Genomic DNA, 15,408 nt, shown 5'->3' with positions numbered 1-15,408 from the left:
CCATGGCCATCCTCCCCGATCCCGCCCTGCTGCCGACCGGCCCCCGGGCCGACCGCCCGGACCGCACGCTGGCCACGGCGATCGAGACCGGGCGCCGCCGCGTGGTGATGACCGCGCTGGTGTTCGGCGTGGCCTTCGGCGGCATCGGGCTGGGGCTGGTCAAGCACATGGGCTTCGGCGCCGACGGCGACCCCGACGGCCAGGCGGTCGCGATGGTGGACCCGGTCGCCGACCGGGCCGACCTACGCGACCGCAACGGCCTGATCCTGGCCACCACCCTGCCGTCGGTCTCGCTCTACGCCGACCCGAAGCTGGTGATCGACCCGATCGAGGCATCGCTGCGCCTGTCCAAGGCGCTGCCGGGCCTCGACTCCGACAAGCTGCTGGCCGACCTCTCGTCGGACCGCCGCTTCGTCTGGCTCAAGCGCGGCCTGACCCCGGCCCAGCAATATGAGATCAACCGCCTCGGCATTCCCGGCCTCGCCTTCCAGAACGAGGCGCGCCGCTACTATCCCTCGGGCGGGCTGACATCGCATGTCGTCGGCTTCACCAACATCGACGCCCAGGGCATCGCCGGGTTGGAGAAGAGCCTCGACGACCGCCTGCAGGCCGGCGAGTCGGTGGTGCTGTCGATCGACCTGCGGCTGCAGGAGATGGTGCGGAACGAGCTGCAGGCCACGATCGCCAAGTTCAAGGCGACGGCCGGCAACGTCGTGGTCATGGACGCCAAGACCGGCGAGATCCTGTCCATGGTTTCGCTGCCGGACTTCAATCCGTACGAGCCGACCGCCGCATCCGACGACGCCCTGTTCAATCGGAACACGCTCGGCGTGTACGAGATGGGCTCCACCTTCAAGATCTTTAACACCGCCCTGGCGCTGGAAAGCGGCACCTCGACCCTGCAGACGACCTATGAGCAGAGCCCGATCCGGGTCGGCCGCTTCACCATCCGCAATTTCCGGGCCGAGCCGCAATCCGGGCGGTGGAGCGTCTACGAGATCTTCCGGCAGTCGATGAACACCGGCTCGGTGCACATGTTCGAGGCGGCAGGGCTGGAGCGGCAGAAGGAGTTCCTGGCCCGGCTCGGCCTGACCAAGCCCTCGCCGCTCGAGCTGCCGGAGGTCGGGTCGCCGATGGTGCCCCGACCCTGGAGCCAGGTCAGCGGCATGACCATCGCCTATGGCCACGGCATGGCGGTCACCCCGGTCCAGCTGGTCAGCGCCGTCGCCGCCGTGGTCAATGGCGGGATCCTCTATCCGCCGACGCTGTTCAAGCACGACGCCGCCCACCCGGTGCGGGGAACGCGGGTGCTGTCGCCGGAACTGTCGCGGACGATGCGGGCGCTGATGCGCGTCGTGACCGTCAGCGGCACCGCGACCAAGTCGGACGTGCCGGGCTATTTCGTCGGCGCCAAGACCGGCTCGGCCAACAAGGCGGTGCGCGGCGGCTACAACCGCAAGGCCGGCGTGACCGATTTCGTCGGCATCTTCCCGGCCTATGATCCGAAATACATCGTCATGACCATGCTGGAGGACGCCCAGGCGATCGAAGGCACCTACGGCTACAACACCGCAGGCTGGAACGCGGCGCCGCTGGGCGGCCGGATCATCGCCCGCATGGGGCCGATGATGGGGGTCGAGCCGAAGGATCCGAACGACCCGGCGATCCTGCGGGAGCTGGCGGTGGACCCGGCCGGCCGCGCCGCCCCCTCGCAGGTCGCGGTGGCGGTCGAGGAGGAAGAGGGATGAGCGACGCCTCGACCCTCCCTGCCGGGCTCAAGGGACTGACCGCGGATTCCCGCGCGGTCCGGCCCGGCTACCTGTTCGCGGCCCTGCCGGGCGCGCGCGCCGACGGCCGCGGCTTCATCGCCGATGCGCTGGCCGCGGGTGCTACCGCGATCCTGGCGCCGGAGGGCACGGTGCTACCGCCGGGTGCAACCGCGACCCTGGTCACCGACGCCAATCCGCGCCGCCGCCTGGCGCTGATGGCGGCCGGGTTCTACCGCCTGCAGCCCGCCACCATCGCCGCCGTCACCGGCACCAGCGGCAAGACCTCGACGGTCAACTTCGCCCGCCAGCTGTGGACCCTGCTGGGCCACCAGGCCGCCAGCCTGGGCACGCTCGGGGTGATGGCGCCGGGGCGCGAACGCTACGGGTCGCTGACCACGCCGGACCCGGTGGCGCTGCATGCCGAGCTGGCCGACCTGGCCGCCGCCGGGGTGACCAAGCTGGCGATGGAGGCGTCGTCGCACGGCCTCGACCAGTTCCGGCTCGACGGGGTGCGGGTGACGCTGGCCGCCTTCACCAACTTCACCCAGGATCATCTCGACTACCACCCGACGATGGCGGAGTACCTGGCGGCCAAGGCGCGGCTGTTCGACCAGGTGCTGCAGCCCGGCGGCACCGCCGTGATCAACGCCGACATCCCGGAGGCGCCGGGCCTGGTCGCGCGGGCGCGCGGCGCCGGACGTGAGGTGCTGACCTTCGGCCGCGCCGGGCAGGATTTCCGGATGGACCGGGCCGAGCCGCTGCCGCACGGCATCGACCTCGCATTCACCGCCGGCGGCCAAACCTTCCGGGCGGAACTGCCGCTGGTCGGCGGCTTCCAGGCCTACAACGTGCTGTGCGCCCTGGCGCTGGTGGTGGCCGACGGCGCCGACCTCGCCACCGCCGCCGGGCTGCTGTCCCGGCTCAAGGGCATCCCCGGCCGGGTCGAGCTGGTGGCCAGCCATCCGAACGGCGCCCCGGTCTATGTCGACTATTCCCACAAGCCGGGCGCGCTGGAGACGGTGCTGACCGCGCTGCGGGCCCACACGCCGGGCGCGCTGGTGGTGGTGTTCGGCTGCGGCGGCGACCGCGACAAGGGCAAGCGGCCCCTGATGGGAGAGATCGCCGCGCGCTTCGCCGACCGGGTGATCGTCACCGACGACAACCCGCGCAGCGAGCAGCCGGCCGAGATCCGCCGCCAGGTGATGGCCGGCTGCCCCGGCGCCACCGAGATCGGCGACCGCGCCGAGGCGATCCGGGCGGCGATCGAGGGGCTCGGCCCCGGCGATGTCCTGGTCGTGGCCGGAAAGGGCCACGAGACCGGCCAGATTATCGGCGATGAGGTGCGTCCGTTCGACGATGCCGAGCAGGCGCGCCAAGCCGTGACCCATGTGAAGAGCGACCCGCGATGGAGACGAACGCCATGACCACCCCCGCGCTCTGGCCGGCCGCCGAGGCCGCCGCCGCAACCAATGGGATGCAGGCCGGGGAATGGGCGGCGACCGGCATCTCGATCGACAGCCGGTCGGTGGTGTCCGGCGACCTGTTCGTGGCGCTGCGCGGCCCCAACTTCGACGGTCACGACTACGTCAAGGACGCGCTGGCCAAGGGCGCCGTGGCGGTGATGGTCGACCGGGTGCCGCAGGGCGTGCCGCATGACGCGCCGCTGCTGGTGGTCGACGACACGCTGGACGGGCTGACGGACCTGGCGCGCTACGCCCGGATGCGCAGCGAGGCGCGGATCGCTGCGGTCACCGGGTCGGTCGGCAAGACCAGCACCAAGGAGGCGCTGAAGCTGGCGCTGTCGGCGACGGCGCCGTCCTACGCCTCGCAGGGCAACCTCAACAACCAGTGGGGCGCGCCGCTTAGCCTGTCGCGGATGCCGGAGCAGGTGGCTTATGGCGTGTTCGAGCTGGGCATGAACCACGCCGGCGAGATCGCGCCGCTGTCGCGCCTGGTCGAGCCCGACGTCGCCATCATCACCAATGTCGAGGCGGTGCACGCGGCGCATTTCGACTCGGTCGACGGCATCGCCGACGCCAAGGCCGAGATCTTCCGCGGCATGGGCCCGGAAAGCACCGCGATCCTGAACCGCGACAGCCCGTATTTCGCGCGGCTGGTCGCCCATGCCCGCACCCAGGGCGTCGGCCGGATCTGGAGCTTCGGCGAGCATGCCGAGGCCGACGCCAGGCTGCTCGACTGCTCGCTGCACACCGCGGCCAGCGCGGTCGATGCCATGATCCTGGGCGAGCCGGTGCGCTACACCCTGTCGGCGCCGGGCAAGCATTGGGTGCTGAACAGCCTGTCGGTGCTGCTGGCGGCCAAGGGGCTGGGCGCCAACATCGCCGGCGCCGCCCGCGCCATGGGCCGGATCACGCCGCTGCGCGGCCGCGGCGCGCGGATCACGATCGAGCTGCAGCGCGGCAATCAGGCCGGCAAGCTGACGCTGATCGACGAAAGCTACAACGCCAGCCCGGTCTCGGTCGGCGCCGCCCTGGCGGTGCTGGGCGGGGTCGACAGCGGCCAGGACGGCCGCCGCATCGCGGTGCTCGGCGACATGCTGGAGCTGGGGCCCGACGCGCCGGCGATGCATGCGGGCCTGAAGCAGCCGGTGCTGGCCAACGACATCGACCTGGTCTTCACCTGCGGCCCGGAGATGAAGCAGCTGCACGACGCCCTGCCGGAAGCCCGGCGTGGCGCCCATGCCGCCGACAGCACGGCCCTGGCCGCGATCCTGGCCGAGGCGGTGCGCCCGGGCGACTGCGTCATGGTCAAGGGGTCGCTCGGCAGCCGCATGGCGGTGATCGTCGAGGCGCTGGAAAATTTGCACGTGGCGCGTGAGAGCCGGGCATCCCAGGCCTCACCGAAGCGTGTCGCCAACGGCATCTGAAAAGGAACCGCCCCGGTGCTTCCGGCCCTCTTTGCCCCGCTCGCCGATCAGTCGCTCGTCTTCAACCTGTTCCGGTACCTGACCTTCCGGACCGGCGCCGCGGTGATGACGGCGCTGGTCATCGCCTTCGTCATCGGCCCGGCGATGATCCGGTGGTTGAAGTCGCGGCAGGGGGCGGGGCAGCCGATCCGCGAGGACGGGCCGGAGGGGCATTTCAAGAAGCGCGGCACGCCGACCATGGGCGGGCTGATGATCCTGATCGCGATCGTGGTCTCGACCCTGCTGTGGGCCGACCTGCGCAACAACTTCGTCTGGATCGTGCTGCTGGTCACGGTCGGCTTCGGCCTGGTCGGGTTCGGCGACGACTATCTGAAGCTGACCAAGCGCAACCCCAAGGGCCTGTCCGGCAAGCTGAAGCTGGTGGTGCAGGGCGGCATCGCCCTGGTCGCCGTGCTCTGGTACCTGCAGGTGACGCCCGAGGCGCGCGAGACCGCGGTGGCGATCCCGTTCCTCAAGGATGTCATGGTCGAGTTCGGCATCCTGTTCATCCCGTTCTCGATGCTGGTGATGGTCGGCGCCTCGAACGCGGTCAACCTGACCGACGGGCTCGACGGCCTTGCCACCATGCCGGTGATCATCGCCGCCACCTGCTTCGGCCTGATCGCCTATCTCGCCGGCAACGCCGTCTTCGCCGGCTACCTGCAGATCCACCATGCGCCCGGCGCCGGCGAGCTGGCGGTGTTCTGCGGCGCCCTGATCGGCGGGGCGCTCGGCTTCCTCTGGTTCAACGCGCCGCCGGCCATGGTGTTCATGGGCGACACCGGGTCGCTGTCGATGGGCGGGGCGCTGGGCGCCATCGCCATGATCACCAAGCACGAGCTGGTGCTGGCGATCATCGGCGGGCTGTTCGTGCTCGAGGCGGTGTCGGTGATCGTCCAGGTCACCAGCTTCAAGCTGACCGGCAAGCGGGTGTTCCGCATGGCGCCGCTGCACCACCATTACGAGAAGAAGGGCTGGGCGGAGCCGACCATCGTCATCCGCTTCTGGATCATCGCCGTGATCCTGGCCCTGATCGGCCTGTCCAGCCTGAAGCTGCGGTGACCGGATGATCGACCTTTCGCATCTTAGGGGACACAAGGTCGCCGTCCTGGGCCTGGGCAAATCCGGCACCGCCGCGATCCGGACGCTGAAGGCGGCCGGCGTCGATGTCGCCGCCTGGGACGACAAGGTCGCCGGCCGGTCCTTTGCCGAGCGCGAGGGCGTGCCGATCCGCGATTTCGGCGCCGAGGGCATGGGCGGCGTCGACCTGGTGATGCTCAGCCCCGGCATCCCGCGCACCCATCCGCACCCGCATCCGGCGGTGGCACGGGCGCTGGAGGCCGGCCGCCGCCTGGTCGGCGACATCGACCTGCTGGCCGAGGCGCTGCCGGAGACCGGCTTCCTCGGCGTCACCGGCACCAATGGCAAGTCGACCACCACGGCGCTGCTGCAGCACATCTTCCAGGCGGCGGGCATCGATTCCGAGGCCGGCGGCAACCTGGGGCCGGCGGCGCTCGGCCTGCGCCCGATCGGCCCCGGCGGCTGGTACGTGCTGGAGGTGTCGTCCTACCAGCTCGAGACCATCACCGAGGTGCCGTGGTCGATCGGCGTGTTCATCAACGTCACGCCGGATCATCTCGACCGCTACCCCGACATGGCGGGCTACGTCGCGGCCAAGCAGCGGCTGGTCGACGGCATCCGCGCCGGCGGCACCGCGGTGATCGGCATCGACGACGCCTATTCCCGGGCGGTGTTCGACGCCACCGCGGCGCGGCCCGAGGTCCGGGCGATCCCGGTCTCGGTCGAGAACGCGGTCGAACACGGCGTCTTCGTCCGCGACCTCGTGCTGTACGACGCGATCGACGGCGCGGCGCGCGCCGTGCTGGACCTGCGCGAGGCGCCGGCCCTGCCGGGCGCCCATAACGGCCAGAACGCCGCCTGCGCCTGGGCCGCGGCCAGCGCCGCCGGCGTGCCGGAAGAGATCCTGGCCCACGCCATCCGCACCTTCCCCGGCCTGGCCCACCGGCAGCAGCTGGTCGGCACCATCGCCGGCATCCGCTTCGTCAACGACAGCAAGGGCACCAACCCGGACGCGGCGGCCAAGGCGTTGAGCTCCTACGACACGATCTACTGGATCGCCGGTGGCCGGCCGAAGGAGGGCGGGCTGGAAGCGGTGGACCCCTATCTCGCGCATGTCCGGCAGGCCTTCCTGATCGGCGAGGGCGCGCCGAAATTCGCCGCGCATCTTGATGGCAGGACGCCCTATCAGCGCTGCACCGACCTCGACGCCGCGATCGAGGCCGCCTACCGGGCCGCCAAGGCGGACGGCGCCACCGGGGCGGTGGTGCTGCTGTCGCCGGCCTGCGCGTCCTTCGACCAGTTCGCCAATTTCGAGGCGCGGGGCGAGGCCTTCGCCGCCTCGGTCAAGGGACTCCAGGTCCGGGTCGAGAGGGGGGATCTCTGAGATGGTGACCCTGGATCGCGCCGATAGTTCCGTCATCGGCCGCTGGTGGTGGACGGTCGACCGCTGGATGCTGCTGCTGCTCGGCATCATCATGGGCATCGGCGCGATCCTGATCCTGGCCGCCAGCCCGGCCGTGGCCCAGCGCATCCACCTCGGCGAATTCCACTTCATCGAACGCCATCTGATGATGCTGGTGCCGGCCGTGGGGCTGATGTTCCTGGTCTCGCTGATGAGCCCGCCGGCGATCCGCCGCACCGCCGCGATCGTGTTCGTGCTGTCGCTGCTCGGCGTCTTCGCCACGCTGTTCGTCGGGGTCGAGATCAAGGGTGCGACCCGTTGGGTCCAACTGCCCGGCATGTCGGTGCAGCCATCCGAATTCGTCAAGCCGGCCTTCGCCGTGGTCGCCGCCTGGCTGTTCGCGCAGCAGAAGATGCGGCGCGGCTTCCCCGGCTACGTCGCCTCGACCGTGCTGTACTGCATGATCGTCGCGCTGCTGCTGTCGCAGCCCGACCTTGGCATGACCGTGGTGATCACCGCGGTGTGGTTCATCCAGTTCTTCATCGCCGGCCTGCCGATGTTCCTGGTGATCGGGCTGATCGGCATGGGCACCGGCGGCCTGGTCGGGTCCTACTTCCTGTTCGACCATGTGCGCAGCCGCATCGACCGCTTCCTCGACCCCGCGGCCGGCGACAACTACCAGGTCGACCGGGCGATCGAGGCCTTCACCAATGGCGGGCTGTTCGGCACCGGCCCGGGCGAGGGCACGGTCAAGCTGTACCTGCCGGACGCCCATGCCGACTTCATCTTCGCGGTCGGCGGCGAGGAGTTCGGCCTGTTCTTCTGCCTGCTGCTGGTGGCGCTGTTCGCCTTCATCGTGGTCCGCGGCCTGTCGCGGGTGATGAACGAGACCAACCTGTTCATCATGCTGGCGGTGGTCGGGCTGGTCACCCAGTTCGGGCTGCAGGCCGCGATCAACATGGCCTCGACCCTGCACCTGATCCCGACCAAGGGCATGACCCTGCCCTTCGTCAGCTACGGCGGCTCCTCCCTCATCGCGCTCGGCTACGGCATGGGCATGGTGCTGGCGCTGACCCGGCGGCATGCCGGAAGCGGGGGCGTGCGGTGACCAGACTGTCTGGGCCGATCCTCCTGGCCGCCGGCGGGACCGGCGGCCATGTCTTTCCGGCGGAGGCGCTGGCCCGGACCCTGATCGCCCGCGGCCATGAGGTGCGGCTGGCGACCGATCCGCGCGGCCGCGCCTTCGGCGACCGGCTGCCGCAGGTGCCGGTCGACGCCGTGCGCTCCGCCACCGTCGCGCCGGGGCTCACCGGCAAGCTCAAGACCGCGGCGCTGCTCGGCCTCGGCTATCTCGACGCCCGGCGGGTGCTGCGCCGGCACCGCCCCGCGGTGGTGGTGGGCTTCGGCGGCTACCCCTCGGCGCCGACCGTGCTGGCGGCGTCGCGCGCCGGCATCCCGGTGCTGCTGCACGAACAGAACGCGCTGCTCGGCCGGGTCAACCGCTGGCTCGCCGCCCGCGCCGCGACCATCGCCACCGGCTTCGCGCTGCAGGGCGCCCAGGGCCGTGACGACCGCATCGTCGTCACCGGCAACCCTGTGCGGCCGGCCGTCGCGGCCAAGCGCGACACCCCGTTCCCGGTGCCGGAAGGGCAGGGGCCGCTGACCCTGCTGGTGCTCGGCGGCAGCCAGGGCGCCCGGGTGTTCAGCGAGCTGATCCCGGCCGCGGTCGCCCTGCTGCCCGAGGGCCTGCGCACCCGGCTGGCGATCGTCCAGCAATGCCGGCCCGAAGACATCGAGGCCTGCCGTGCCCTCTATGGCGCGATCGGGGTCGACGCCACGCTGGCGACCTTCTTCGAGGATGTGCCGGAGCGCCTGGCCGCCGCCCAGCTGGTGATCTGCCGGTCCGGCGCATCGACCGCGGCGGAGCTTGCGACCATCGGTCGCCCCGCCATCCTGGTGCCCTATCCGTTTGCCATGGATGACCACCAGACCGCCAATGCGCGGGCCATCGCGGGGGTGGGTGCGGGGTGGCTGATGCCGCAATCCGACCTCACCCCGGAAGTGCTGGCATCGCGTCTCGAAGACCTGTACACCCGCCCCTCCGTTCTGGCCGAGGCCGCCGGCGCAGCCCGCGCCGCAGCCCACCCGGACGCCGCCGACCGACTCGCCGATCTGGTCCTTTCCCTCGCGGAAGGCAGGGCCGGCGGCCGTGCGGGAACCACCGCAGGATCCGCTTAGGAGTACCGCCCGATGAGGCAGATGCCGCTCGACATTGGCACGATCCACTTCGTTGGCATCGGTGGCATCGGCATGAGCGGGATCGCGGAGATCCTGCACAATCTGGGCTATGCCGTGCAGGGCACCGACGTGGCCGAGAGCGCCAATGTGCTGCGGCTGCGCAAGGCCGGCATCGACGTCAAGATCGGCCATGCCGCGGCGCATCTGGGCGAGGCCGCGGTGGTCGTGTCCTCCTCGGCGGTGAAGAGCGACAACCCCGAGATCAAGGCCGCCCGCGCCGCCAGCATCCCGGTGGTGCGGCGCGCCGAGATGCTGGCCGAGCTGATGCGGCTGAAATGGTCGATCGCGATCGGCGGCACCCACGGCAAGACCACCACCACCAGCCTGGTGGCGGCGATGATCGACGGCGCCGGCATGGACCCGACCGTGATCAATGGCGGCATCATCAACGCCTATGGCACCAACGCCCGGCTCGGCCAGGGCGACTGGATGGTGGTCGAGGCGGATGAGAGCGACGGCACCTTCACCCGGCTGCCGGCGACCATCGTCGTGGTCACCAACATCGATCCCGAGCATCTCGACTTCTACGGCGATTTCGACTCGGTGAAGGCGGCGTTCGAGCAGTTCGTCACCAACACGCCGTTCTACGGATTCGCCGTCCTGTGCATCGACCACCCGGAGGTGCAGGCGCTGATCTCGCGGGTCACCGACCGGCGCATCATCACCTACGGATTCAGCCCGCAGGCCGATGTCCGCGCGATCGACTTTTCGATCGAATCGCGCGGCTCCCGCTTCACCGCCGTCCTCCAGGATCGGCAGTCGGGAAAAAGCCGAATGATACGCGATATTGTGTTGCCAATGCTTGGCGAACACAATATCCAGAACTCATTGGCCGCTATCGCCGTGGCCCATGAGATGGGAATGGACGACGGGCAGATCATCGAATCGCTTGCGCGCTTCAGCGGAGTCAAACGCCGCTTCACCAAGACCGGCGAGTCCGGCGGGGTGACGGTGATCGACGATTACGGCCACCATCCGGTCGAGATCGCCGCGGTGCTGAAGGCGGCCCGTGCCGCAGCCCAGAAGCACAAGGTGATCGCCGTGGTCCAGCCGCACCGCTATTCCCGACTGGCCAGCCTCTTCCAGGAATTCTGCACCTGCTTCAACGACGCCGATGTCGTCGTGGTGGCGGATGTCTATGCCGCCGGCGAAGCGCCGGTCGAAGGCGCCACCCGCTCGGCCCTGGTCGAGGGCCTGCGCGACAGCGGCCACCGCCGCGTCATCCCGCTGCCGGGGCCCGAGGCGCTGCCGCAGTTGGTGCAGGACCTGGCCCAGCCGGGCGACCTCGTGGTCTGCCTCGGCGCCGGCAGCATCACCACCTGGGCCAACGCCCTGCCCGGCGAACTCGACGACCTGCGTGCCAAGCGTGTCGCGGGGGCCGGCCGATGACGAAGACGGTCGCAGTCCTGCATGGCGGCTGGTCGGCGGAGCGCGAGGTCAGCCTCGTCTCCGGCAAGGCCGTCGCTGCGGCGCTGCGTGACCGCGGCCACCGGGTCGACCTGATCGACGTCACGCGCGACCTCGAGGCGCTGCTGCGCGCGCTGCGCCCGGCGCCCGAGGTCGTGTTCAACGCCCTGCACGGCAAGGGCGGCGAGGACGGCACCATCCAGGGCGTGCTCGACATGCTGGGCCTGCCCTACACCCATTCAGGGCTCCGCCCCTCGGCGATCGCCATGTCCAAGCCGGCGACCAAGCAGGTGGTCGCCGCCGTCGGCATCCGCACCGCCCGCGGCGTGGTGGCGACGCCGCAGCAGGTGGTCGAGCGCCATCTGTTCGAGCCGCCCTATGTGGTCAAGCCGGCGGAGGAGGGGTCGAGCGTCGGCGTCCGCATCGTCCGGGCCAACGACAACGCCCCGGCGATCGACCTGGGCGCCTGGCATTTCGGCGACGCGCTGGTCGAGGAGTACATCCCCGGCCGCGAGCTGACCGTGGGCGTGATGGGCGACCGTGCGCTGACCGTGACCGAGATCGCGCACAGCCACGCCTTCTTCGACTACGAGGCCAAATACACCGAGGGCCACGCCGTCCACACCCTGCCGGCGCGGGTGCCCGACCTGGTCTTCACCGAGGCCATGCGCCAGGCGCTGCTGGCCCATCGCACCCTGGGCTGCCGCGGCATCAGCCGCAGCGACTTCCGCTGGGACGACACCAAGCCGGGCGCCGAGGGGCTGGTCTTCCTCGAGCTGAACACCCAGCCGGGCTTCACCCCGATCTCGCTGGTGCCGGAACAGGCCAAGCATGTCGGCATCGGTTTTGCCGACCTCTGCGAGTGGCTGTTGGGGGAGGCCGCATGCGATCGCTGAGCGCCGAACCCGACGCCGCACGCCGGCGCAGCGGCGGCAGCACCGGCACCTCGGTACGGCGCAAGCCGATGGCGCGCCGCCAGGCCGCGGCGCTGCGCATGGGCGGCATCGCGCTGGGCGGCATCGCTGTGTTCGGCCTGGTGGCGGCGCTGTGGACCAGCGGCACGCTGAGCGCAGCCGGCCAGGGCATCCATGGCGCGGTGATGAATGTGACCGCAGCGGCCGGCTTCTCGGTGCAGGAGGTGCTGGTCGAAGGCCGGCGTTCGGTCGATGGCGGGGTGATCATGGCGGCGCTCGGCGTCGGCCGCGGCGACCCGATCTTCGATCTCGACCCGGCGGCGGCGCAGGCCGCGCTGCTCGAGATTCCCTGGATCCGTTCGGCCAGCGTCGAACGGCGGTTGCCGGACACCATCTTCGTCCGCATCGAGGAGCGGGTGCCGCTGGCGCTGTGGCAGAACAACCAGAAGTTCAGCCTGGTCGACCGCGACGGCCATGTGCTGCCGGTGCAGTCGCTGGCGGATTATCCCGACCTGCCGATGGTGGTCGGTGGCGATGCGGCCGAAACCGCGTCCACGCTGATCGACGGCCTGTCGAAGACGCCGGACATCGCCCGCCGGATCAAGTCGGCGATGCGGGTCGGCGGCCGGCGCTGGGACCTGATGCTCGACAACCACGTCACCGTGAAGCTGCCGGATGGCGACGTCACCGCCGCGCTGGCCCGGCTGGACGAGGCGCAGCGCAAGGATTCGGTGCTGGACCGCGACATCCTGGTGGTCGACCTGCGCATGGCCGACCGCATGGTGATCCAATTGACCCCCGCGGCGGCGGCACAGCGGCCGCAGCCAAAGGACAAGACATGATGGGCGGGGCGGATGGCTCTCATGGGGTTTAACGCGATGCGTCGCCCCCGCACCCGTGCCCGGGGCTCGATCGTCGCTGCCGTCGACCTCGGCACGACCAAGGTCGTGTGCTTCATCGCCCGGGTCGGCGACGAGGGGCATGCCCAGGTGATCGGCATCGGCCATCAGGCCAGCCGCGGCGTCCGCGCCGGCGCCATCGTCGAGCTCGACGCGGCGGAGAAGACCATCGCGCTTGCGGTGCAGGCGGCCGAGCAGATGTCGGGCGAGACCGTCAACGAGGTGATCGTCAACCTCTCCGGCGGCCATCCGGCGTCGCAGAGCCTGTCGCTGGAGGTGCCGGTCGGCGGCCGCGAGGTCTCCGACAACGACCTGCGCCGCGCGGCGCGGGCCTTCCACGGCAGCGTCGGCACCGATGCCGAGGTGATCCACGCCGTGCCGATCAGCTACGGCCTCGACGACGTCCGCGGCGTGCGCGACCCGCGCGGCATGGTCGGCGAATCCCTCAGCATCGACCTGCACCTGATCACCGCCAATTCCGGCGCCGTGCGCAACCTGACCGCCTGCGTCAACCGCGCCCATCTCGAGGTCGACGGCATGGTGCTGTCGCCCTACGCCTCGGGCCTGGCCTGCCTGGTGCCGGACGAGCGCGACCTGGGCTGCACCGTGATCGACATGGGCGGCGGCACCACCACCCTGGCGGTGTTCATCGAGGGCCGGCTGGTCTTCGCCGACTGCCTGCCGGTCGGCGGCGCCCATGTCACCAACGACATCGCCCGCGGCCTGACCACCCCGGTGGTCCATGCCGAGCGGATGAAGACGCTGTACGGCTCGGCCCTGCCCTCGGTGGCCGACGACCGCGAGGTCATCGACGTGCCCCAGGTCGGCGAGGAAGAGGACAGCCAGCCGACCCATGTGCCGAAGAGCCTGCTGACCGGGATCATCCAGCCGCGCATGGAAGAGATCTTCGAGATGGTGCGCTCGCGGCTCGAGGCCAGCGGCTTCGACAAGGCCTTCGGCCGCCGCGTGGTGCTGACCGGCGGCGCCTCGCAGCTGCAGGGCGCGCGCGAGCTGGCGCAGCTGGTGCTGGACAAGCAGGTCCGCATGGGCCGGCCGCTGGGCCTCGACGGCCTGGCCGAGGCCACGGCGGGGCCGAGCTTTTCGACGGCGACGGGCCTGCTGGCCTACGCCATTTCGGGGCCTGCCGACCTGGTCGGCTCGGGCCCGGGGCTGGAGGATGCCGGCGCCACCGGCGGCGGTTTCTTCAGCCGGATCGGAGGATGGTTCCGTGACAACCTCTGACTCTGAGCGAAGACCATTCAACCCGGCGCGCCTGCCCATCCGGGGCGATGCCGGGATCACGGATCGGGGCGGATGGAAGCGGTCGCAGGGTGAGTAGGGTAGAGTAGGGGAGCATCGACATGATCAATCTCAGCATCCCGCAGGGTGACGTCAGCCTCCAGCCGCGGATCACCGTGGTCGGGGTCGGCGGCGCCGGCGGCAACGCCGTCAACAACATGATCCGGGCCAACCTGGCCGGGGTCGAATTCGTGGTCGCCAACACCGATGCGCAGGCGCTCGCCGGCTCCGCGTCGGAGAAGCGCATCCAGCTCGGCGCCGGGCTGACCCAGGGCCTCGGCGCCGGGTCGCGGCCCGACATCGGCCGGGCCTCGGCCGAGGAGGCGATGGAGCTCATCGTCGCCCATCTCGAAGGCGCGCACATGGTGTTCATCACCGCCGGCATGGGCGGCGGCACCGGCACTGGTGCGGCGCCCGTGATCGCCCGCGCGGCGCGCGAGCAGGGCATCCTGACCGTCGGCGTGGTGACCAAGCCCTTCCACTTCGAGGGCGCGCACCGCATGCGCATGGCCGAGCAGGGGCTGCAGGAGCTGCAGCAGTATGTCGACACCCTGATCATCATCCCGAACCAGAACCTGTTCCGCATCGCCAACGAGAAGACGACCTTCGCGGACGCCTTCAAGATGGCGGACGAGGTGCTGCATTCGGGCGTGCGCGGCGTCACCGACCTGATGGTGCAGCCGGGCCTGATCAATCTCGACTTCGCCGACATCCGCACCGTCATGGCCGAGATGGGCAAGGCGATGATGGGCACCGGCGAGGCCGAGGGCGAGCGCCGCTCGATCAGCGCCGCCGAGGCCGCGATCTCGAACCCGCTGCTCGACGACATCTCGATGAAGGGTGCCAAGGGCGTCCTGATCAACATCACCGGCGGCCTCGACATGACCCTGTACGAGGTCGACGAGGCGACCAACCGGATCCGCGACGAGGTCGACCCCGACGCCAACATCATCTTCGGCTCGACCTTCGACGAGACCATGGAAGGTCGTGTGCGGGTGTCGGTCGTCGCCACCGGCATCGACATGGCGATCAACAGCCAGGGCGCGGGCGCGGCGCGGCCGCAGACCTACGGCACCACCTCGCTGCCCTCGGGCGACCGGGCCCGGCAGCAGCCCGCCCCGGCGCAGCAGCCCACCGCCCCGGCCCGTCCGGCGCCGGTGATGCCGCAGCGCTTCGTCGCCCCGAAGCCGGCGGCGGCGCCGGTGGTCGAGCAGCCCGCCGCGGCCGCCCCGGTCGAGTCGGCGCCGGAGGAGGAATACGAGCACCAGGCCGAGATCGAGGCGGAAGCCGAGATCGAGGCCCCGGAGCCGGTCGCGGTTTCGCAGCAGGTCGCGGCCCGGGCCCCGGGGATGATGGGCGGCGCGCGCGCCGGCCTTGTCGCCCCCCGTCCGGCCATGGCCTCGGCGGCCTCGGC

12 protein-coding genes are annotated in these 15,408 nt (G+C 70.7%); all 12 read left to right on the top strand.

Annotation, left to right across the window (positions count from 1 at the left end; genetic code table 11):
* Positions 1-2 precede the first annotated feature (2 nt).
* Positions 3-1,748 carry a peptidoglycan D,D-transpeptidase FtsI family protein gene (locus AB4112_RS16750; RefSeq protein ID WP_441721175.1) on the top strand — a complete coding sequence of 582 codons (1,746 nt, stop codon included), beginning with the start codon at positions 3-5 and terminating at the stop codon, positions 1,746-1,748.
* Entirely contained in the window at positions 1,745-3,193 is a 1,449-nt protein-coding gene (locus tag AB4112_RS16745; protein WP_441721172.1) for a UDP-N-acetylmuramoyl-L-alanyl-D-glutamate--2,6-diaminopimelate ligase, read from the top strand. Before AB4112_RS16750 ends, AB4112_RS16745 begins: the two co-directional genes overlap by 4 nt.
* Positions 3,190-4,656 (top strand): UDP-N-acetylmuramoylalanyl-D-glutamyl-2,6-diaminopimelate--D-alanyl-D-alanine ligase, encoded by a 1,467-nt coding sequence (locus tag AB4112_RS16740; protein WP_441721169.1) that lies wholly within the window; start codon positions 3,190-3,192, stop codon positions 4,654-4,656. Before AB4112_RS16745 ends, AB4112_RS16740 begins: the two co-directional genes overlap by 4 nt.
* Positions 4,657-4,671: 15 nt before the next feature.
* A complete protein-coding gene (gene mraY / locus AB4112_RS16735; protein ID WP_441721167.1) occupies positions 4,672-5,757 on the top strand; it encodes a phospho-N-acetylmuramoyl-pentapeptide-transferase in 1,086 nt (361 codons plus the stop codon).
* A 4-nt stretch (positions 5,758-5,761) separates the two neighbouring features.
* Positions 5,762-7,159, top strand: coding sequence for a UDP-N-acetylmuramoyl-L-alanine--D-glutamate ligase (gene murD, locus AB4112_RS16730; protein ID WP_441721164.1), 1,398 nt, complete (start codon positions 5,762-5,764; stop codon positions 7,157-7,159).
* A gap of 1 nt (position 7,160) precedes the next feature.
* Positions 7,161-8,285, top strand: a complete 1,125-nt coding sequence (locus AB4112_RS16725; RefSeq protein ID WP_441721162.1) for an FtsW/RodA/SpoVE family cell cycle protein — start codon at positions 7,161-7,163, stop codon at positions 8,283-8,285.
* Positions 8,282-9,415 carry an undecaprenyldiphospho-muramoylpentapeptide beta-N-acetylglucosaminyltransferase gene (gene murG / locus AB4112_RS16720; protein WP_441721159.1) on the top strand — a complete coding sequence of 378 codons (1,134 nt, stop codon included), beginning with the start codon at positions 8,282-8,284 and terminating at the stop codon, positions 9,413-9,415. The genes AB4112_RS16725 and murG overlap by 4 nt, the downstream gene beginning before the upstream one ends.
* A 12-nt stretch (positions 9,416-9,427) precedes the next feature.
* Positions 9,428-10,864, top strand: a complete 1,437-nt coding sequence (gene murC, locus AB4112_RS16715) for a UDP-N-acetylmuramate--L-alanine ligase (RefSeq protein ID WP_309791940.1) — start codon at positions 9,428-9,430, stop codon at positions 10,862-10,864.
* Positions 10,861-11,778: a D-alanine--D-alanine ligase gene (locus AB4112_RS16710; protein ID WP_441721156.1), complete on the top strand. Its 918-nt coding sequence runs from the start codon at positions 10,861-10,863 to the stop codon at positions 11,776-11,778. The genes murC and AB4112_RS16710 overlap by 4 nt, the downstream gene beginning before the upstream one ends.
* The gene (locus AB4112_RS16705) at positions 11,766-12,638 is read left to right on the top strand and encodes a cell division protein FtsQ/DivIB (RefSeq protein WP_309791943.1); all 873 of its coding nucleotides are present in this window, start codon (positions 11,766-11,768) and stop codon (positions 12,636-12,638) included. Before AB4112_RS16710 ends, AB4112_RS16705 begins: the two co-directional genes overlap by 13 nt.
* A 36-nt stretch (positions 12,639-12,674) precedes the next feature.
* Positions 12,675-13,937 (top strand): cell division protein FtsA, encoded by a 1,263-nt coding sequence (gene ftsA / locus AB4112_RS16700; protein ID WP_309791944.1) that lies wholly within the window; start codon positions 12,675-12,677, stop codon positions 13,935-13,937.
* A gap of 119 nt (positions 13,938-14,056) precedes the next feature.
* The coding region (gene ftsZ, locus AB4112_RS16695) for a cell division protein FtsZ (protein ID WP_441721153.1) at positions 14,057-15,408 on the top strand (1,352 nt) is incomplete at its 3' end.

It is taken from the genome of Inquilinus sp. 2KB_23, assembly GCF_052115705.1.
GTDB lineage: Bacteria > Pseudomonadota > Alphaproteobacteria > DSM-16000 > Inquilinaceae > Inquilinus > Inquilinus ginsengisoli_A.
Note: the sequence above shows the minus strand (reverse complement) of the source record. Positions and strands in the feature narration are given on the sequence as shown.